This window comes from Mesorhizobium sp. WSM4806, from assembly GCF_055811635.1.
In genome coordinates this window covers 1-18,366 of record NZ_JBVVQZ010000001.1, presented here as the reverse complement: position 1 = coordinate 18,366, position 18,366 = coordinate 1, and the positions used below count along the sequence as shown (strand labels likewise).

Sequence of the window (18,366 nt, the reverse complement as noted above, 5' to 3'; positions counted from 1 at the left end):
CTATTTTCTCCTGTCTGCCAGTCATGCTGCACTTTCGATGTTCAGATCGAGCGCTGGACGTGCCGATCTTGGCCGCGCCAGCAGCGAAACGAATTCGCGGGCTCTCGCGGCGCTTGTATGTGCCGCCAGGATCGTTGCACACGCTCGCTTGGCCAAAGCAAGCCTGACGCGGTCGGATTGGCTGGACAGGATATCGATCACGTCTTCGGCTTGGCCCGCCGTGTTGATCGTGGCTGTCGGAAAGAAGCTGTCCAGACCGGTCCAGCGATCGCTGATGATCGCTGTGCCACAGGCAGCCGCCTCGAAGAGGCGTACGCTGGGAGACCACCCAGCCGCTATCATGGAGCTGCGCGTGACGTTCAACGTATAGCGCTGGCGGCTGTAGAACGAGGCGTGGTCCGCCGGCGGCAGGTGCTCGATGCGATCGACGTTGCTTGGCCAGACGGTCTCGGACGGGAATTGCGAGCCGGCCACGACGAAGCGACGGTCCGGCATGCGTCTTGCCGGTTCGAGCAGGAGAGCATCCAGCGTCGCCTGCCGGTCCGAGCTGTAAGTGCCGAGATAGCCAAGGTCCCAGCGGATCGGATCGGCCGTTCGGCGATGCCGCTCCGGGTCGACGGAGCAGTAGAGCGGCTCGGCGCACCGTGCACCGAAGTCCGCCGCCAATCGGGCGAGTGTTGGCCCGCCGGTGAACGAGAAATAGACGTCGAAATACGGGATCTGCCGCCGGCATAGGTAATCGCAATCATCCGCGGCGAGCTTGGCCAGCGTGACCGGCGTGTCGATGTCGTAGAAGCAGAACTGGCCCGTGCACAGGGACGCGACGATGTCGATGACGGCTCGCCCCTCCGGAACGAACGACCCGACCACCACGACATCGGCCTGTTGCAGACAGCCGGCATAGGTCCGACGAAGATCGTTCGTCGTTTCGTAGTAGCGCAACGTGCAGAAATCCGGGTCGCGCAGATCGCGATGGTTCGCATACCACGGCACGTCGCGCTCCAGGAAGGTGACGCGATGGCCGAGCTCGTGCAGGCCCTTCAGCAACCCCCTAAAGGTCGTGGCATGGCCGTTTCCCCATGAAGAGGACAACGACAGGCCAAGAAAGACGATGTCGAGCCGCTGGATCATTCCGCTGCCTCCACGGTGGGGCGCTCGAAATGACGCCTGAAGACAGCGTCGGCGACAGCGGCCCTTAACGCATAGGTATGCTCGGCGAGAACACGCCGAAGCGCAGATGCGCCGATCGCCCTTGCCCGCTGGGGGGTGAGGGTGCGCAAGATCTCAGTGACATCATTACCATCGCGCGCCACCAGGATCTCTTCCCCGGGGGCCAGGAACAATTCGACGCCGAGCCAGGCATCGGTGATGAGGCATGCGCCGGCACCGGCAGCCTCGAAGACGCGCGTGGCAGGCGAAAAGCCGTTGGCGGCCATGCTGTCGCGGCTGATGTTCAGCACCGCCTTGGGGGTGACGTTGAACGCATTGTGGTCCCGCGTCCCGACGTGGCCGAGCCATGCGACATTTGCCGGCAGCTGCTTGTCACCCCAACCAGATCCGCCGAGCAGGAAACGCTGATCGCCCGAACGGTTGGCCGGATCGAGGAAGAAGGCTTCGACGCGTGCTTCACGGTCCGGCAGGCGGTTGCCGAGAAAGGCGAGGTCGCAGGCGAAACGCTTGTCCTTCGCGACCGGATGGTGCGTTTCGGGATCGAGGGCGTTGTAGATCGGCACGCATTCGGCAGCCCCCAGCGCACGATAGGCCCAGACGACCGGGTCGCCGCCGCCATAGGTGAGGACAAGGTCGATCTCCCGCAAAGCGTGGTGCAGCGGGTGATCCGGCTCGTCGCGCAATTGGCCAAGAGTGGCCGGTGCATCGACATCCCAGAACACTGTAAGCGCATCCGTACGGGCGTGGTCGAGCACGGCGCGCAGCAGCGCCTCGTCCTCGAAGCCCACTCCACTCGCCTTGACGACGATGTCGGCTTTGCCGGCGCTTGCTGCCACCTGCATCAGTGCATGCGGGGTCGCCTCGTAGATGACGACGTTGCACCAGTCCGGTGCCTCGATATCGCGGTTCTTCTGCCGGTCGTAGACGTCCGGTTCATAGAACGTGATCTCGTAGCCAAGTTGAGAAAGAGCCTTCAGCAATCCGCGGTAATAAGTCGCCGCGCCGTTCCAATAGGACGACAGCAGGCTCGATCCATAAAATGCAATCTTCATGCGACTGTCTCCTCTTTGGCGATGCGATCGATGGCTTGGCGGTTGCCGCATTCGGCGAGCACGTCGAACAGCTCGTCCGCCCGGTGCCGGCAAGTGTGTCGCCTCCCGATGGTTTCGAGGCCGGATCTCACCAGAGAGGCGGCCAGGCCAGCATCGTCCAGCACGTCGCGAAGATGGCGGCACATCTCGGAACCGTCGCGCGCGAAAAGAAAGTCGATGCCTGGCCTGAAGAGTTGTTCGACATCGGCCCAAGGCGCCGAAACGAGCGGGATGCCACAGGCGAGCGCCTCGAACATGCGGATCGTCGGGATGCCGGGCAGGGTCTCCCGATATGGGCGCCGCGGGATGTGGACGGTAACGCGGTGGGCCGCGAATGCCTTGGGCACGTCGGCATTGGCAATCCAGCCTTCGTAACTCAGGCCGGCGGCGGCAAGATCGGCGAGCGCTTCGCGTGGATAGCGCACGCCATGAACAGTGCCACGCAGGCCAAGTTCTTCGACTGGATCGATCAGGAATTCCTTGATTTCGGCACTGCGCTCATCATCGCCCCAGTTGCCGATCCAGATCAGATCGGCAGTCGGGTCGATCTCCGGGTGAGGCTTGAACAGGCGCTCATCCGCCGCCTCGTGCCAGGTGAAAGCACGTTTGCCCCAGCCGGCGCGCAAATAGCTTTGCCGCAACGCCTCGCCGAAAGCCAGCACGCCGTCATATTGCTCCAGCCGCAGAGCCGAGATCGCCTGCGTCGCCGAGACGGCGCGATGGTGGGTGTCATGGAACAGAAGCGTGAAACCGCCTCCATTCGCCCTGGCCCTGCCGATGCGCGCGACAAGGTCCGGGTCGGTCCATTCGTGGACGATCACCACATCGGCGTCGGCAATCCAGCCTTCATGGTCGAAGGACGCGTCGTAGGTCACCGACATCAGCTCCGGAAAATCTTTTCTGAAGCGCTCGACCGCGTAGGGCCCTTTCTCTGCCAGCAGGTTCGAACGGCTCCAGCCGTCTGCTGGCTCCAGCGCGATCGCCTGGTGCCCGCGTGCAACAAGCTCCCGCATGATGCCGCGCAGGAAATGTGCGTTGCCGTGGTTCCAGTCGGAAACGACCGAATGGGTATAGAACAGGAACCGCATTGTCAGCATTCCGCAACGGCCAGGGCGGCCCGATCGTAGATGTCGTGCATGGCCGCCGCTTGCCTTGCTGGTGAAAACCTGCGGGCTCGGCGTGCGGCGGCGTCGCCGAGCCGGCGCCTGTACTGGGCGTCGTCAGAGAGACAATCGACACGTCTGGCGAGATCGCCTGGATCGTGGACGTCGTAGAACAAAGCCGCGCCATTCCACAATTCGCGATAGGTCGGGATGTCGGCAAGCACCAAAGGTGTCGCCGACGTCGCTGCCTCCAGTGCGGCAAGGCCAAATGGTTCATAAATGGAGGGCGATACGAAGATGCCGGCCCGCGCCATCAAGCGACGCACCTCGTCGTGGCAGACCGAGCCCAGAGCAACGACATTGCTGAAACTGACGCGTTGGCCATCGCCGCCCTCGATCGGCCCGGCAGCGAAGACTGGCCATTTCGTCAGCGCTGCTGCCTGGTCCAGCGTAGCTGCGTTCTTTCCTTCGTCCCACCAGCGCGCGGCGGCGACAACCACCGGTTCGCGTCGCTCTGCCTTTGGACCCGGCCGTGTGCCGTTGCTGACAACGCTCAGGCCGGCGATCGGCCCGTAGCAGGCCTCGAGCATGCCGGCATGGCTGCGGCTGGGCGCGATTACCGCATTGGCCCCATCGAAACCGCGTCTGTTGCGGTCCTTCTGCCATGCCCATTCGCCGTCCACAGCCTGTCCCCTGACGGCGTGGAGCCAGGTCACGACGCATGAGTGCGAGACCGTCACGACCGGGCAGGGCAGATCAAGTCCAACGGCCTGTGTCGGCGCATTGAGATGGACGAGGTCGATCGCGTGATCGCCAACAAGCGCGCGCAGTTCCTGCGGCAACATTTCCAGATCGTCCTCATTGCGGGTCATCCAGTCCGGCGGTGTCTTGAGCCACGCCAAATCAGCGAAAGCCTGTGCCTCCTTCGCCTGCTCTTCGGACGGTTCCGGGCCTAGCCCGGCGAGCACGATGCTGTCGCCGCCATGAGCCAACTCCCGCGCCAGATCGAGCGCGTAGCGCCAGACGCCGCCGACGGCATCGACGGTCATCAGGATTCGCCGCGGGCGGCGGATCAGTGACTGCAACATGTCGCCTCCAAATCGGCCAGCGCTCGCGGGCGCTTCTCCTGGATGTCGCTGAACGTCCGGAAAGAGGCCAGGTAATGCTCGTGGGCGCGCTCCCAGGCGAGATCGTCGGGCTCGCCCCAAAGCTCGCGATAGCTGGGCGAACTGGGGTAGGGATAGAGCGGCACCGGCTCGTTGGCCCACACGCCGCGGTCAATGAGGTGCTTGCGCCAATGATCGACCAGAGCCGGATCGTCCTCGACGACGCCGATCAGATTGGCTTGGACGAACGGGACGTGACGTCGTGCATTGACCAGCAAGGCGGCCAGTTCCTCGGTGCCCAGCCGGCAACGCTTTGCCAGCATGGCCCGGCCTTCCACCGTCAGGCTTTCGAGGCCGGCTTCGATCGAAACGCAGCCGGCGGCACCCAGCAGTTCGAGGAGCTCCGGCTTCCAAAGATCGATGCGGGTCTGCACGCCAAACTTGACGTCGCGATCGACCAGTGCCTCCAGCAGCGCCTTCTGTGGCAGGAAGATCTCGTCGATAAAATAGATGTAGCCGACGCCTTGCCCGATCAGCAGATCGATTTCAGCGATGATCGCATCGTGGTTCCTGCGGCGGTAGGCGTCGCGGAAATCGATCTTGGCGCAGAAGCTGCAATTGTAGGGGCAGCCGCGAGACGCCTCGACCTCCGCTCCTAAACCCAGCTGATCGTCGTCGAACCGGTGGTGATGGTGCGAATGCGCGGCAATCCAATCGGACGGCCAGCTGAGCGGCGGATGATCGACAAACGAACTGGCGTGAACGCCGCCATTGCCGACAAGTTTTCCCTGGTCGAGATGAGCGGTGTGTGGCACGGCGCTCCAATCGTGACGGCGGGCGAGTTCTGCGACGACCTCTTCGCATTCGCCGCGCACGACGACATCGACGCCCAGCTTGCGCAGCGTCGGCGCCGGCGTCGCCGAGCCGTGCGGCCCGACAGCCACTGTGCGGCCGCCCCGCCGGGCGAGGCGGTTGAGGAAGTCGGCTGGTACACGCAGCTCGGGCGGCGCGCAGCGCCAAAACAAATAGGTCGGCGCCGTGCTGACGACGGCCATGGCCGGTGCGAAAGCGGCGACGCGATCGGCAAGTGCCGCGTTGTCGAGCTTCTGGATTTGCCCGTCCAGCATCAGCACCTGATGGCCGTCGGCCTCCAGCGAGGCTTTCGAGTAGCCCAATTCCAGCGGCAGATGTGGCTGGCGGCAGCCGAAATAGATGCTGTCCTCGTAGGTCCAGAACGGATTGACCAGGGCGACTTTCATGCCACGTACCTCGCTGGTTCAGGCTCGAGGCGATGACGCCGGAGCCAGTCGGCGAGATCGCGGACGCCGTCGCGCCAGCAGACATGCGCTTTCCAGTCGAGCGTCGCTTCTAACTTGCCGGTATCGGCGACAAAGAAAGGTTGGTCGCCGGTGCGTTCCCGGTCGTAGCGGATCGCGAGGTTCCGCCCGGTCAGCTCGCCGATCTCCTCGATCAGCATGCGCAGGCTGACGGCGTTGCCCGGTCCGCCACCGAGATTGAATGCCTGGCCCTTGATGTCGTCGATCCGGGCAAGTACCCCGCGATAGGCCGCAACGGCGTCGCTGACATGAAGGATATCGCGCACCTGTTTGCCGTTGCCGTAGATCGTGATCGGCCGGCCGGAAAGCGCGCTGAGCAGAAAATGGGCGACCCAGCCCTGGTCCTCCGTGCCGAACTGGCGCGGCCCGTAGATGCAGCTCATGCGCAGGACCGCGGTCGGCAGATTGTACGACTTGGCATAATCGAGCACATATTGGTCGGCCGCGCCTTTGGAGCAGCCATAGGGGGTGCAGAAATCCAGGCCGCAGGCCTCGTCTATCCCGTTGGCGCGGATGCTGGCATCGCAGGGCACGCACCGATCGTCCTCTTCGCGCACTGTGACGTCGGGCAGGCCGCCATAGACCTTGTTGGTGCTGGCGAAGATCACGGGAATGCGTCTGCCGCTAAGGCGAGCCGCTTCCAAAACGTTGAAGGTCCCGCGCAGATTGATGTCGAAATCTTCGCTTGGCTGGGCCAGGCTCGTGGTGACGGCGGTTTGCGCGGCGAGATGGAATATCGCCCTGGCATGCGCCAAAAGCGGCGCCAGCACGTCTTCGTCCCGGACATCAGCGGTTTCCACGGCAAGTTGATTGCCGTGCTTCTGCGCCAGCCAAGCCAGGTTCTGGTCGACGCCCGGGCGGCTGAGATTGTCGACGACCAGCACCGGCACCCCATCCGACAACAGGCTGTCGGCGAGGTTCGAGCCGATGAAGCCGCTGCCGCCGACGATAGCCACCGGCGCTTCACGAAAACCGTCCGGCCTCATGACACCAGTCCTCGCTCTTCGAGTTCCCGTTTCATGTCGGCGCCGCGGTCGATGGCGACCGTGTTGCGCACCCATGCGACGAACTCGTCGAGTGAATCCTCCAGCCGGTGCTGCGGCTCGAAACCGAGCAGTTCGCGCGCCTTCGAGATGTCGGCGAAGCAATTGCGGATATCGCCGGCGCGCGCCTTGCCGAGAATTTCAGGCCGATGGTCCGGCACACCCATGGCGTCGGCGAGCAGCCGGGCGACCTCGCTGATCGCATAGGCCCGTCCGCTGCCGATGTTGATGACGTGGCCGCGCGCCTGGCGTTGTTCCAGCGCCAGGCGGAACGCGCGGGCGACGTCGCGCACATGCACGAAATCGCGTTTCTGCTCGCCATCTTCGAAAATCATCGGCCGCTGGCCGTTGGCGAGGCGTGAAGCGAAATTCGCCAGAACGCCGGTGTAAGGATTTGACAGCGCCTGTCCGGCGCCGAACACGTTGAACAGGCGCAGCGCCACCGCATCGACGCCATAGGCATCGCCGAAGATCAGCACGGCGCGCTCCTGGGCATATTTCGTCAGCGCATAGATCGAGGCGAGGTCGACCGGCTTTTCCTCGTCTGTCGGCAGCGGCGACAGGCTTTCATCCGCCGCCGACAGCGGATTCCATTGGCCGCTCTTGACGTCGCTGGCCTGCCGCCGTGCATTGTCGACGCGCCGACCGCCTGGCGTGGCATAGAGACCCTCGCCGTAGACGCTCATCGAGGAGGCGACGACGATCCTCTCGACCGGATGCTTGATCAGTGCCTCGAGCAGGGTGGCGGTGCCGAGGTCGTTGGCGCCGACATAGCGGGCGATCTCGTACATGGACTGGCCGACGCCGACCTCGGCGGCGAGATGAACGGTGGCGTCGACGCCCTGCAGCGCCTCGGCGACGGCGGCGCGATCGCGAACGTCGCCTTTGATCAGTTCGGCTCCTGCCGGCAGGCTGATCGCCTCGCTGCCGTGCACCTGTTCCAGCAGCGCATCGAGAATGCAGACGGCATAACCATGTTCAACGAGTTCCTGGACGACGTGGCGGCCGATGAAACCGCACCCTCCTGTAACCAGTATGCGTTTCACGACAACTCCTTACGCAGTTGGCCTTGGCGCCCCGAACTGTTTGGCAAAAGGTTTGTTCCCTCTGCTTCAACAAAGATGGTTTTGGCGAGGCTGCAACCTGAGGTGAACGCATGGCGAACGAGCCTTGGGCGATGCGCTGGAACATTGCAGCTTCTTTGGTGTTAGGGGCGGTCATCCGGTCCGTGGGCGCAAGCCAGGAGGCCACACGCCTGCAAGGTCTGGATCAAAGGAGGTTCCAATGTCTGAATCGAAGACAACCACCAATCATGACGAGATCCGCCAATGGGCCGAAGATCGTGGTGGCCGACCGGCGGTTGTACGAACCAGGGGCGAGGGCGGCATCTTGCGGATCGATTTTGGCGAGCCCGAGGAGAGGCTCGAACCCATTGAATGGGATGAGTTCTTCCGGATTTTCGACGAGAACGATCTGACTTTCCTTTACCAGGACGAAACCGGCTCCGGAAAAAACAGCCGGTTCAACAAATTCATCGACCGCAAGAACGACTGAGGAAGCTGCTACTCAGCGCTGTCGGGTAGCTCTTAGGCGCACCTCGCGTTCTGATAGAGGACTTAACTATAGCTCGCTGTTTTCGCATATTTTTCAGACTGTTAGAAAACCAATCTCAGTGCAGCAGGCTGGTTCCGCCCGATCCGGCAATGTTTCGCATGATGCCGTTCAGCCAGTCTTCGGTCGATACACCGGGCCGCCGCCTGTCGATCTCGCCGATGGCGCGCTCCAGTGTTCGCTCGACCAGCCGATCGGAAGCACCGACGTCGCCCAGAAGCAGCCGCGCCGCGAGCCTGAGCTTCGGCAGAAGTGAAAACACGTTGTCCGACAAGTTCACGGCAGGGCGACCGGCAAGGGCGGATTTTTCCGGAGGGAACAAGGCGTCGAAGACGGCGTAGCTATCCGACGATTTTCGAAGATTGCTGGCGTGGCGGAGACGTTCGGGAATGACGATGTCCTCGTCACCGCTGAAAAAGACGAAGGGAACGCCGCGGCGCATCAGTTCGTCGGCGATCGGAAACACCCGCCGGCCGTTGAGATTGACGTCGAGGATTGCGGCCTCAGCCACCTCGGTATGCATGGAGGCGTGTTCGACCGTCGCCGCAGGGCCAAGGACGACCGCGCCCATATTGCCGAAATATCTTGCAAGATCGCCGGCCAATACCCAATCGTCTTCGACAATCAGGATGCGCACTCCTCGGAGATCGCGCACCTCATCGCCCTTTCTTCGAGCGGGATTTGCAAGTGTCCGCACGGGCCTGTTCGGAATGTTCCTGCAAGGCTGCCTGCAATCGCTTCGCCAAAACAAGCATGCGCGGCGGAATGGATTCGTTTCCCGGCAATCTCAGCAGATCCTCGAAGCGCAACGACGCTCGTCTTGTCAGCTTCAGTTCAGGTGTGCGCTTTGACATTGGAGTTCCACAATAATCCCGACTTTAACGCCGTCTGCACGGACTTGTTCCGGCCCTCGCGCACGTTATATGCTGGGCGTTGCGTTCAGCCCGGTCGTGGGCTTTGGGTCGATTTGGCGGCCTTGTCGTCTAGGCTGTTCAACCGAGGGCTTGCGGTGACATCTCAGGTGAAGAGATTTCCAATTGTGGGCGTCGGCGCGTCGGCCGGCGGCATTCCTGCAATGGAGGGCCTGTTCAAAGGCATCACCGGCCAGCCCGGCATGGCGTTCGTCATCGTCACCCATCTCAGCCCCGAGCGCGAAAGCCTGCTTCATGAGGTCGTCGGACGTTACACGCAACTCCCGGTTGTTGTCGTCGAGGACGGCACCACTGTCCTGTCCGACCACGTCTATGTGATGCCGCAAAACGTCGTTCTCACGATCGAGCGGGGAGTGCTGCACCTGCGGCCATCCAACGTGCTCAGCCGCGAGCGCAAGCCGATCGATATCTTTTTTAGCGCGTTGGCGGAGGATCAGGGCGAATATGCGGTTGGCGTCATTTTGTCGGGCGGCGATTCCGATGGCACGCTTGGCGCCAAGGCGATCAAGGAGCGTGGCGGACTGACGGTCGCCCAGGCTCCCGACGGCTACGGTCCGCGCAACCCGGACATGCCGAAAAGTGCGATCTCCAGCGGGCTGATCGACATTGCGGCGCCGGCGGAGGAGATCGGCGCGAAGCTCGAGGGGTTCGCCCGCAGCTTCGACATGCTGAACGGGGTTGCCGGAGGCGGCGAGCACGAGACGGCAGAACTGGGTCGGCTCCGCGACGAGATCTACGGCATTCTGCAGGGCCAATCCGGCCACGATTTCTCAGGCTATAAGACCAAGACATTCCTGCGGCGCATCAAGCGGCGCATGCAAATCGGACAGCTTGATTCCATTGAAGAGTATGTTGAATGGCTGAAGAAGGACGCTCGCGAGGTGGCGAACCTTTTTCGTGACCTTTTGATCAACGTCACCGATTTTTTCCGTGATCCCGACGCGTTCAAGCTGCTCGAGGAGAAGGTCGTACCACAGCTGTTCGAGGGCAAGACCGCCAGCGACGCCGTCAGGATCTGGGTGCCTGGCTGCGCCACCGGCGAGGAGGTGTTCTCGATCGGCATGCTGTTGCGCGAACACATGGAGACGCTTTCGGTTGTGCCACGCGTCCAGATATTTGCGACCGACATCGATGAGCCCGCGCTTGCGGTGGCGCGCGCGGCGCGTTACCCGGCGGCATTGCTGCAGGGCGTCTCGCCCGAGCGCAGGCAGCGTTTTTTCAGCAGCGACGGCGAGAGCCACGTGCTTGCCAACGAGGTCCGGGAGCTGTGCGTCTTTTCCCCTCACAGCGTCGTCCGCGACCCGCCGTTTTCACGCATGGACATGGTTTCATGCCGCAACCTGCTGATCTATTTCGGCTCGGACATCCAGAACCGGGTGATTCCGATCTTCCACTACGCGCTGAAGCCGGGCGGTTATCTTTTCCTCGGCACGTCCGAAAGCGTCGGCCAGCACGACAACCTCTTCGCCACCGTCGACAAGAAGCAGCGCATTTTTCAGGCGCGCGAGCATGCCTCGCCACACATTAGGCTGCCGATGCTGATCGGCGATGGCCGTTCAGGCGCCTTCCTGCCTGAAGGAACGGGGCCGAACAAGCGAACCGCCAGCTATCCGCTTCGACAGGCGGTCGAGGCACAAGTGCTGGAGCGTTTCGCGCCGCCGCATGTCGTGGTGAATGGCGACGGTGACGTCGTCTACTATTCGGCGCGGACCGGCCGATATCTCGAAGCGCCGCAAGGCATTCCGAGCCGGCAGGTGCTGACTTTGGCCCGCTCCGGGCTAAGGCTCGACCTGCGCGCGGCATTGCGGGAAGCCGCCACGACGCGCCGCACCGTCGTGCGGGAAAATGTCGTCGTTGACGAGGACCACGAACAGGCCCTGTCGATCAAACTCACTGTCGAGCCCCTGGCGGAACGCGGCAAGGGCGAACGGCTTTATCTCGTCCTGTTCGAAGCGACGGGGCCGGTGCAGGCGCGGTCCGATGTTGGGCCCGAAAACCGTAGCAGCGAAGGCACTGCCGATCTCGAGCGGGAGCTGCGCGAAACCCGGGAGCGACTGCAGTCGACGATCGAGGAGTACGAAACGGCGCTGGAAGAGCTGAAATCGTCGAACGAGGAACTCGTCTCCGTCAACGAGGAGGCGCAGTCGACCAATGAGGAGCTTGAGGCCTCGAAGGAGGAGATGCAATCGCTCAACGAGGAGCTCAACACGATAAATTCGGAGCTGACCAGCAAGATAGAAGAGCTCGACCGCGCCAACAGCGATTTGCGCAATCTGTTCGAGAGCACGCAGATCGCAACCATCTTCCTCGACCGCAATCTGGTGGTGCGGACCTTTACGCCGGCGGCCTCGTCTTTCTTCAGCCTGCGTCCCTCCGACGTCGGCCGGCCGCTGACCGAGCTTTCGAGCCAGCTCGACTATCCCGAGCTGAAACAGCACATCGATGCTGTCTTCGAAACCGGGGAGACCCTGAATCATCATCTGGCGCGCGACAATCGGGGCCGGTTTTACATGGTTCGCATCAATCCCTATCGCGACAAGGACAACCGGATCCAGGGCGTCGTGGTCACGCTGGTCGATGTCACCACGTTGGCCGAGACGGAAGAGCAAAACCGGGTGCTCATTTCGGAGCTGAACCACCGCGTCAAGAATATGCTGGCGGTGGTCGCCAGCATCGCCAACCGCACCCGTGAAAGTTCGGAATCGAAGGAAGAATTCGCCGAAGCGCTGATCGGTCGCCTGCACGCCATGTCGCGGGCTTACGGTCTGCTGTCGAAGGAGCGCTGGAAAGAAGCTTCGATCAACGAACTGCTGCATCAGGAACTCGAAGCTTTCAGCATTGACCGGTTCGAACTTGACGGCGCTGAAGTGAAGCTTAGCCCGCAACAGGGCCTTTCCCTCAGCATGGCCATTCATGAACTGGCGACCAACGCCGCCAAATATGGCGCGCTGTCGAAGCCCGAGGGCAGGGTGGCGCTGACGTGGTCGGCAGATGGCGGCATTTTCAGGCTTGCCTGGCGCGAGAGAGGTGGGCCGCCGGTCAGAAAGCCCGAAATTAACGGCTTCGGGCTTTCGCTGTTGCAGGGCGAGATCGCCTACCGGCTGGGCGGAAACGTCGAGACCACCTTCAATCGTGACGGTCTTGAGGTCCAGATCACATTCCCGATGATGCGCAAGGAGGCGCCGTGAGCGACCCGCTGCGCGTTCTGGTGGTCGAGGATGAATGGCTCATCGCCGAGGACATCGCTGCTTGTCTGCGCGATTGGGGACATCAGGTGATCGGCCCGGCCCCTTCGGTGGCGGCGGCCCTTCGTCTTATCGGCGAAAATCCTGTCGACGTGGCGCTGCTGGATGTTCAACTGCATGGCGAAACGAGCCTGGCGATCGCAGAAGAACTAAAAACCCGCCATATTCCGTTCGCGTGCCTGACCGGCTTTGGGCCGCGCGATGTTCCATCCGCGTTCGCCAACGCTAGATTTGTTCGCAAGCCGGCAGATCAGGCGGCCATTCTCAGAGCCTTGGCGGAATTGGTCCCGACGTCCTAGTTCCTCGACAGAGTGATTTTGACAGATCGGCGATCGGCAGCGAACGTCGATAACCCCCGCAAACGGCCGATCTCAGTGCAAACGTTTGAGATTAGCCGAAGCACCCCTCCACTTCGTCATCCTAGGGCGAAGCAAGGAGCGAAGCGACGCGGCGCAGACCCTAGGATCCATTCCATTACCTCGGAGCGCTGCTGCGGTGCAGACCCATTGATCGCCGAGGGCCAGCGCCCCCCTCTGTCCTGCCGGACATCTCCCCCACAAGGGGGGAGATTGGCCTTCATCACTGATTTCGCAACCACCAACCTTTGCAAAAAGGACGCTGTCCGCGAAGCTGCCAATCTCCCCCCAAGTGGGGGAGATGTCCGGCAGGACAGAGGGGGGCGCGAAGGATCGCTACGGAGCGCTTTTATTCTGGTCCGCTGTATTCCTCGGCTGAGGTAACGGCATGGATCCCAGGGTCTGCGCCGCGTCGCTTCGCTCCTCGCTTGCCCTGGGATGACGAAGTGGAGGGGTGTTTCGGCCAATCTCCAAGGTTTGCGGTTTGTCACTGACGCGAATTATCGACGTTCGCTGCCGATCGCCGATCTGTCAAATCACTGTGTCGCCGAACTAGCTCGTTTCAGCAGCCGCTGCCATCGCCCTTCAGTCCAGCGGCTTTTCGGTCGGCCGCGGCGTGGTGCCTTTCTGGCGCGGCCGGCCGGCGTTGCGGTTCGCCACCGGATTGTCCAGCGGAGCGGTCGAGGGCTTCGATGTTCCCGCGGTTTTCGGCGTCGGCGGCCTCGCTCCGGTATCCGTATCGTCAGCGTCCCGCCTTGGACGTCGCAAGCCGGCGGCATTTGCCTGCCGGATTGCCGGCTTCGATGTGGTATTCTTGTTGGCCATGGTGTCTCCTTCCTGCTGCGACGGAAACAACGGATGGGTTCGTTCGTTGCTCACAGCGCCTACGTTTCAACCGCCGGCACGGTGCGAAGTTCCACGACCTGCGGCTTCAGGAGTCTCCTTCGGTGTGCAATTTATGCGGCAAGGCATTGATCCCGCGCATCCATGGTAGATGGGAACCATTTTCGATACTGGCTGTTCGGCTCGCAGGAAGGAGCCGGACATGGAGCGACGTAACGCTATACTTTCGCTTGCGATAGCAGCGATCATTATCGTCGGCTTTCTCATTGGCTTTTTGTATGCCGATATGGGCTGGCGCACCTCGCCACTCAAAAGAGCCCAGGAGCAAAACCAAGGCGGGAACGCCCCGGCCGACACCTCGCCTGCCGCGGGCGTCGAGAAGAACCCCCAAGAGAATACCGAGATGCCGGATCAGCAATAACCGCGATCCCTGGCAGAGCTACAAACCGGGGGAGCGCATTGGCGACAAGCTGGATGGCCTCGCCCGACGCCGGCAACCAATCGCTGTATCGGTTTGCTGGTGATGTCGGACTTACTGTGGCTGCTGATGCCTGGCTGCCAACGCAGCGGCCTCTTCCTCCGTCGTTGAAATCCCTGCTGCTGATGTAAGCGATTTCTGGCATTTGCGCATGGGAAGCACGGCGTGCTCAGTCTCCGGAGACGAAAGCCGGCCGATCCTGCTGCTTCTTGCCAACGCATCTTGATTGGCCCTTGCTGCAAGCCACTCCGCCCGCTCCCGCGGCAAGCCGATAAGGCAAATACCAGCGAAGTACGCAGGCACATCCACGGTCGTATCGAACACGGCCCATGTGTTGGTCGGTTCCTGAACGGGCAAAAACCTCATAACAGCTCCTGCTAATATATAGCACGAACTTACGGACGGAGCACTGTTCCGGCATCAACCAAACGAAGGAGAATTTTTCGTTTTGACACGCTGCGGCGCGCTGAGCATTGCGAATTAATCCAACCTTCCGCATCGCGGCTGCGACGTGGCCGAAAATAGGTGGCAGATCTCGACGAAAGAACGCATCCAGGAGCCCGCCAGGCGGCGGCGCCTTTGCGTGTCGGCGATCCGCCTTCAGTGCCCCATCTCGCGGCGCCTCGGCGTATCCCTTGGGGAACTGTCAACTGGCCTTGGGAGCGCTGCTCGGGACCAGGAATCCACCCTTTAGCAACTCCAGGGCGTCGAGGGCCTCCTCATCCAGCAAATCTGTCAGAGCCACCCCTTCTGCGAAGACCACCCTATCGTCGTCTATATCGTAGACCTCCCAAAGCCCTTCCTTGTTCCGTCGAATGGCGTGCCGATGCTCCATAAGCAGACGCTAATTGAGTCGCGGAAATGGTGGCTAGGAAAAATCAGGGGCAGGCCGACATTAGCAGTGGAAAACCTCAGGCGCCCTGACGCGTGATGCATGCGCAAGTCAAGGCTATGCCGGCCGCGCGCGGCCCGAGGGGACCGTATCGACCACGGAAAATAGCCAGCTCGAGAATCCGATTGACGATCATTGCGGACACTCGGCCTCTGATGTAATTTAGGGATCGATCAAGTGAGGAATATACCGCTGTCGCGACGGCTTTTCTCTCTTTTCTGTCTCGGCAGATAGCATGCTCTCTAACGGACCTTGGCACTGCAAGCTGTGTTCTTGTGGTCGCCAGGTAACGACGGTTAAGGGATTTGCCATGCTCCGACGTTGCGGATTCGTTGCGGCCTTGATGCTCGCAAGCGTCGCGACTTTCGACGCTTCTGCAGTCGAACGAAGGGTCGCCTTTGTAATCGGCAACTCCGATTACCAGGAAATCTCGGCCCTTAAGAACCCGGCCAAGGATGTGGTGGACGTGTCCAACACGTTTCGAGCGGCTGGTTTTGATGTTTTCGTCGCGAGCAATCTTACGAAGCTGCAATTTGAAGATCAGTTTCGCAACTATCTTGCCGCCGTGGACGGCGCTGATGTGGCTGTCGTCTACTATTCCGGCCACGGCTTTCAGATCGGCGGCGAAAATTTCCTGATCCCTGTCGATGCCTCGTTGAAAGATGCGGCGGACGTCGAGGTCCAGGCAATCAAGCTGAACGATGTGCTGCAGCAGATGCGTTCGAAATCGAAGATCCAGGTGATCATCCTCGATGCCTGCCGCAACAATCCATTCCCTCGCAAGGACTACTGGCTCAGGGACCAGCTTCTTACCGCCAGCGGCACCGGCCTTGCGCAAGTAAGAAGCTCACTGAACACACTGATTGCTTTCGCCACCGAACCCGGCGCGGTCGCCTATGACGGCGCCGGCGACCTCAGTCCTTTCTCATCGGCGTTTTCTCGTCGCGCGCTCGCCCCGAACCAGGAGATCCGCACGGTCATGTCGGCCGTCCGCCGGGATGTGGTTGAGGCGACCAAGGGCTTGCAGGTTCCCTGGGAGAACTCGTCGCTGATCGACGAAGTCGTTCTGATGCGCCGCATCAGCCGCCCATCGCTGCCGCCGGTATTGGAGAAGGTCGTGCTGTCAGGGGCCGGCCCCGTCGATCTGGACCTTCCGGAACCGGTCCAGGTCGATGGCGGGACGATAACCGTCAGCATCGAAAGACCGCCCGCCTTGGGACGCCTGATGCTGGACGGCAAGGTCGTCGAGGCGGGAGACCTGATCCAGGGCAAGGATCTGCCGCGTTTGCAGTTGGATGTCCCCAAGGGAACCGGCCAGCCGGAAGAGATGGATATGCTGGCCTACGCCGCACGCGACAGTTGGGGCGGCGAAGCCAGGGGCATGCTGGTGTTCCGGGTCAAGAGCGGCGAAGGGGCCGAGGGCGAACAGGTGATGGCCGCGCTCGAAGCCGAGCAGAAGCAGCAGGTGCTGCAGCGCGGCATTCATGTCACCGGTGCGGCCGAGGCGATCGAGAACCGGGACGTCGACGTTCCGGTCGGCGTCGGCGCCGTTGCTCTGAACCTGGATGTCCCGACAGATGATGCGGCGGTCAGCCTGAAAGTCACAAACTATCCGGCAACGGGGACACTCTCCCTGCCGGATCGGACCCTGTCGCCCGAATCGAGCTTGACGGTCGGCGAAGTCGAGGGGCTGCGCTATGAACCCCAGATCGGCGCCAGCGCACCGGTCGAGATCGCCTTCGAAATTCGGGCGGACAGCGGAGCAGCCAAACCCGCCAAAATGAAACTGTCGCCGAGCGTCGATCCGTGCGACCTGGCTGCCGGCGAACCTCTCGACCTTCAAGGCGTCGTCCCCGGCCTGCTGCCGAATGAAATCGGCGCCGACGCGGTCAAGCTGTGCGAGGCTGCGGTGAAGGCGTATCCCGATGTCGCCCGCTTCCGTTATGAACTGGGCCGCGCGCTGCTTGCAGCCGGCAAGGTCGACCAGGCCAGGAAAGCCATACAACAGGCCGCCGACAGGGGGCATGTGCGCGCAGTGTTCGAGCTCGGCTACCTCTACGCGACGGGAACGGGCCTGGCTGTCGACCGCAAGCAGGCCAACACCTTCTACGCCGCTGCGGCCGACAAGGGCGATCCCTACGGCATGACATCGTGGGGCCGTGCCTTGTTCCATGGCTACGGCGTCGAGCGCGACACCGGCAAAGGATTGGATCTGCTGCTCAAGGCGGCATCGATGGGGCATACCTATGCCATGAACGATCTCGCGGCGATCTTCACCGAAGGCCGCAGCGGCGTGCCCGCCGATCAGGCCCGTGCCGTTGCGTTCCTGGAGGCCGGCGTCCAGCGCCAGGACATGTATTCGATGAACTTGCTCGGTCGCAATTACCTCAGCGGCCGGGGCGTCGAAAAGGATCCGAAGGCTGCGCTGGCGCTTTTTCAGAAGGCCATGGACCTCGGCCAGCCCTATGCGCCGGGCAGTCTTGCGCGCATGTACCGTGATGGCGTTGGCGTAGAGCAGAACCTTGATGAAGCCCAACGCCTGTTTGAACTGGCAACCTCGCGCGGTGACCAGTCCGGCGCCTATGATCGCGCGGCCCTCGAGATGCAAAAGGGCGACAAGGCCGACCAGGCCGTCGCCGTGCGTTTCCTGGCATTCACAGTTGCGCTAGATCTGCGCAATGAGCTGCCTGATGCCCGGGCGACGTTGGCAAAATTCGGGACCAAGGCGAAAGCGGCAGCGTTGAAGCAACTGCGTGGGGAACTCAAGTCGAAGATTCCGTTGAGCGGTTCTGTCGACAAGCAACTGGTCAAAGTGGCAAGGGCGGTCTGGGAACAAGCCAATCCGCGTCGGGATTTGTTCTGATCAGCAAGGAGGCAATGGTGGGCAGAAATCTGAAGCAGGCAACAATCGGGATAACTCTGTCCATCGCCTTGGCGGGGGTCATGGGCTGCACATCCTGGCCGCCCCTTCAGCCGACGCCGCTGGTGGCAACGCCCACGCCGGCGCCGAAGGTCGTTCGCAGAGCCGCGGCGCCGCGGATCGTCAACCCGGCTCCCAAACCGGTGGCCGCCAGGAAAGTGGTCAAACCGGTTGCGGACGAGCCTGCTGCCGCACCTCCCGTAATCATTCCTTCTTCGGGAGGAGGCGGGGGTGGCGGG

The 18,366-nt window shown here is 62.2% G+C and carries 15 protein-coding genes; 5 read left to right on the top strand and 10 right to left on the bottom strand.

The window, feature by feature from the left end; genetic code table 11:
- Positions 1-21: 21 nt before the first annotated feature.
- The 7 genes from AC0L2M_RS00075 to AC0L2M_RS00045 are packed head-to-tail and all read right to left on the bottom strand — an operon-like array spanning position 22 to position 7,896.
- The gene (locus AC0L2M_RS00075; RefSeq protein WP_473533705.1) at positions 22-1,131 is read right to left on the bottom strand and encodes a CgeB family protein; all 1,110 of its coding nucleotides are present in this window, start codon (positions 1,129-1,131) and stop codon (positions 22-24) included.
- Complete coding sequence (locus tag AC0L2M_RS00070; RefSeq protein WP_128245350.1) at positions 1,128-2,222, bottom strand: CgeB family protein; 1,095 nt, start codon at positions 2,220-2,222, stop codon at positions 1,128-1,130. The genes AC0L2M_RS00075 and AC0L2M_RS00070 overlap by 4 nt, the downstream gene beginning before the upstream one ends.
- Positions 2,219-3,349 (bottom strand): CgeB family protein, encoded by a 1,131-nt coding sequence (locus AC0L2M_RS00065; protein ID WP_128245351.1) that lies wholly within the window; start codon positions 3,347-3,349, stop codon positions 2,219-2,221. The genes AC0L2M_RS00070 and AC0L2M_RS00065 overlap by 4 nt, the downstream gene beginning before the upstream one ends.
- A 2-nt stretch (positions 3,350-3,351) precedes the next feature.
- Positions 3,352-4,452, bottom strand: a complete 1,101-nt coding sequence (locus tag AC0L2M_RS00060; protein WP_287258434.1) for a glycosyltransferase family 4 protein — start codon at positions 4,450-4,452, stop codon at positions 3,352-3,354.
- Positions 4,437-5,729 (bottom strand): TIGR04295 family B12-binding domain-containing radical SAM protein, encoded by a 1,293-nt coding sequence (locus AC0L2M_RS00055; RefSeq protein ID WP_473533704.1) that lies wholly within the window; start codon positions 5,727-5,729, stop codon positions 4,437-4,439. The genes AC0L2M_RS00060 and AC0L2M_RS00055 overlap by 16 nt, the downstream gene beginning before the upstream one ends.
- Complete coding sequence (locus AC0L2M_RS00050) at positions 5,726-6,793, bottom strand: NAD-dependent epimerase/dehydratase family protein (RefSeq protein WP_473533703.1); 1,068 nt, start codon at positions 6,791-6,793, stop codon at positions 5,726-5,728. The genes AC0L2M_RS00055 and AC0L2M_RS00050 overlap by 4 nt, the downstream gene beginning before the upstream one ends.
- Positions 6,790-7,896, bottom strand: coding sequence for an NAD-dependent epimerase/dehydratase family protein (locus tag AC0L2M_RS00045; RefSeq protein WP_287318724.1), 1,107 nt, complete (start codon positions 7,894-7,896; stop codon positions 6,790-6,792). Before AC0L2M_RS00045 ends, AC0L2M_RS00050 begins: the two co-directional genes overlap by 4 nt.
- Positions 7,897-8,134: 238 nt before the next feature.
- Between AC0L2M_RS00045 and AC0L2M_RS00040 the strand changes: the two genes are divergently transcribed.
- Complete coding sequence (locus AC0L2M_RS00040; protein ID WP_473533702.1) at positions 8,135-8,404, top strand: hypothetical protein; 270 nt, start codon at positions 8,135-8,137, stop codon at positions 8,402-8,404.
- A gap of 115 nt (positions 8,405-8,519) precedes the next feature.
- On the opposite strand, the gene AC0L2M_RS00035 is transcribed toward AC0L2M_RS00040, so the two are convergent.
- Positions 8,520-9,116, bottom strand: a complete 597-nt coding sequence (locus AC0L2M_RS00035) for a response regulator (RefSeq protein ID WP_287050427.1) — start codon at positions 9,114-9,116, stop codon at positions 8,520-8,522.
- A gap of 366 nt (positions 9,117-9,482) precedes the next feature.
- Here AC0L2M_RS00035 and AC0L2M_RS00030 point away from each other — a divergent pair, with 366 nt between their 5' ends.
- Both AC0L2M_RS00030 and AC0L2M_RS00025 read left to right on the top strand, forming a co-directional pair.
- On the top strand, positions 9,483-12,581 hold the full coding sequence (locus AC0L2M_RS00030; protein ID WP_473533701.1) for a CheR family methyltransferase: 3,099 nt from the start codon (positions 9,483-9,485) through the stop codon (positions 12,579-12,581).
- A complete protein-coding gene (locus AC0L2M_RS00025) occupies positions 12,578-12,937 on the top strand; it encodes a response regulator (protein WP_473533700.1) in 360 nt (119 codons plus the stop codon). Before AC0L2M_RS00030 ends, AC0L2M_RS00025 begins: the two co-directional genes overlap by 4 nt.
- 642 nt (positions 12,938-13,579) lie before the next feature.
- Here AC0L2M_RS00025 and AC0L2M_RS00020 read toward each other — a convergent pair.
- Positions 13,580-13,819, bottom strand: a complete 240-nt coding sequence (locus tag AC0L2M_RS00020; protein ID WP_236388269.1) for a hypothetical protein — start codon at positions 13,817-13,819, stop codon at positions 13,580-13,582.
- A 220-nt stretch (positions 13,820-14,039) separates the two neighbouring features.
- Here AC0L2M_RS00020 and AC0L2M_RS00015 point away from each other — a divergent pair, with 220 nt between their 5' ends.
- A complete protein-coding gene (locus AC0L2M_RS00015) occupies positions 14,040-14,258 on the top strand; it encodes a hypothetical protein (RefSeq protein WP_473533699.1) in 219 nt (72 codons plus the stop codon).
- A gap of 1,292 nt (positions 14,259-15,550) precedes the next feature.
- A complete protein-coding gene (locus tag AC0L2M_RS00010) occupies positions 15,551-18,070 on the top strand; it encodes a caspase family protein (protein ID WP_473533698.1) in 2,520 nt (839 codons plus the stop codon).
- 106 nt (positions 18,071-18,176) lie between these two features.
- Here the strand turns inward: AC0L2M_RS00010 and AC0L2M_RS00005 are convergent.
- On the bottom strand, positions 18,177-18,366 hold a 190-nt coding region (locus tag AC0L2M_RS00005), incomplete at its 5' end, for a hypothetical protein (RefSeq protein ID WP_473533697.1).

What these genes read in the sequence shown, in the direction of transcription:
- AC0L2M_RS00075 (WP_473533705.1), bottom strand. Translation starts at nt 1,131, where the DNA reads ATGATCCAGCGGCTCGACATCGTCTTTCTTGGCCTGTCGTTGTCCTCT.
- AC0L2M_RS00070 (WP_128245350.1), bottom strand. Translation starts at nt 2,222, where the DNA reads ATGAAGATTGCATTTTATGGATCGAGCCTGCTGTCGTCCTATTGGAAC.
- AC0L2M_RS00065 (WP_128245351.1), bottom strand. Translation starts at nt 3,349, where the DNA reads ATGCGGTTCCTGTTCTATACCCATTCGGTCGTTTCCGACTGGAACCAC.
- AC0L2M_RS00060 (WP_287258434.1), bottom strand. Translation starts at nt 4,452, where the DNA reads ATGTTGCAGTCACTGATCCGCCGCCCGCGGCGAATCCTGATGACCGTC.
- AC0L2M_RS00055 (WP_473533704.1), bottom strand. Translation starts at nt 5,729, where the DNA reads ATGAAAGTCGCCCTGGTCAATCCGTTCTGGACCTACGAGGACAGCATC.
- AC0L2M_RS00050 (WP_473533703.1), bottom strand. Translation starts at nt 6,793, where the DNA reads ATGAGGCCGGACGGTTTTCGTGAAGCGCCGGTGGCTATCGTCGGCGGC.
- AC0L2M_RS00040 (WP_473533702.1), top strand. Translation starts at nt 8,135, where the DNA reads ATGTCTGAATCGAAGACAACCACCAATCATGACGAGATCCGCCAATGG.
- AC0L2M_RS00020 (WP_236388269.1), bottom strand. Translation starts at nt 13,819, where the DNA reads ATGGCCAACAAGAATACCACATCGAAGCCGGCAATCCGGCAGGCAAAT.
- AC0L2M_RS00015 (WP_473533699.1), top strand. Translation starts at nt 14,040, where the DNA reads ATGGAGCGACGTAACGCTATACTTTCGCTTGCGATAGCAGCGATCATT.
- AC0L2M_RS00010 (WP_473533698.1), top strand. Translation starts at nt 15,551, where the DNA reads ATGCTCGCAAGCGTCGCGACTTTCGACGCTTCTGCAGTCGAACGAAGG.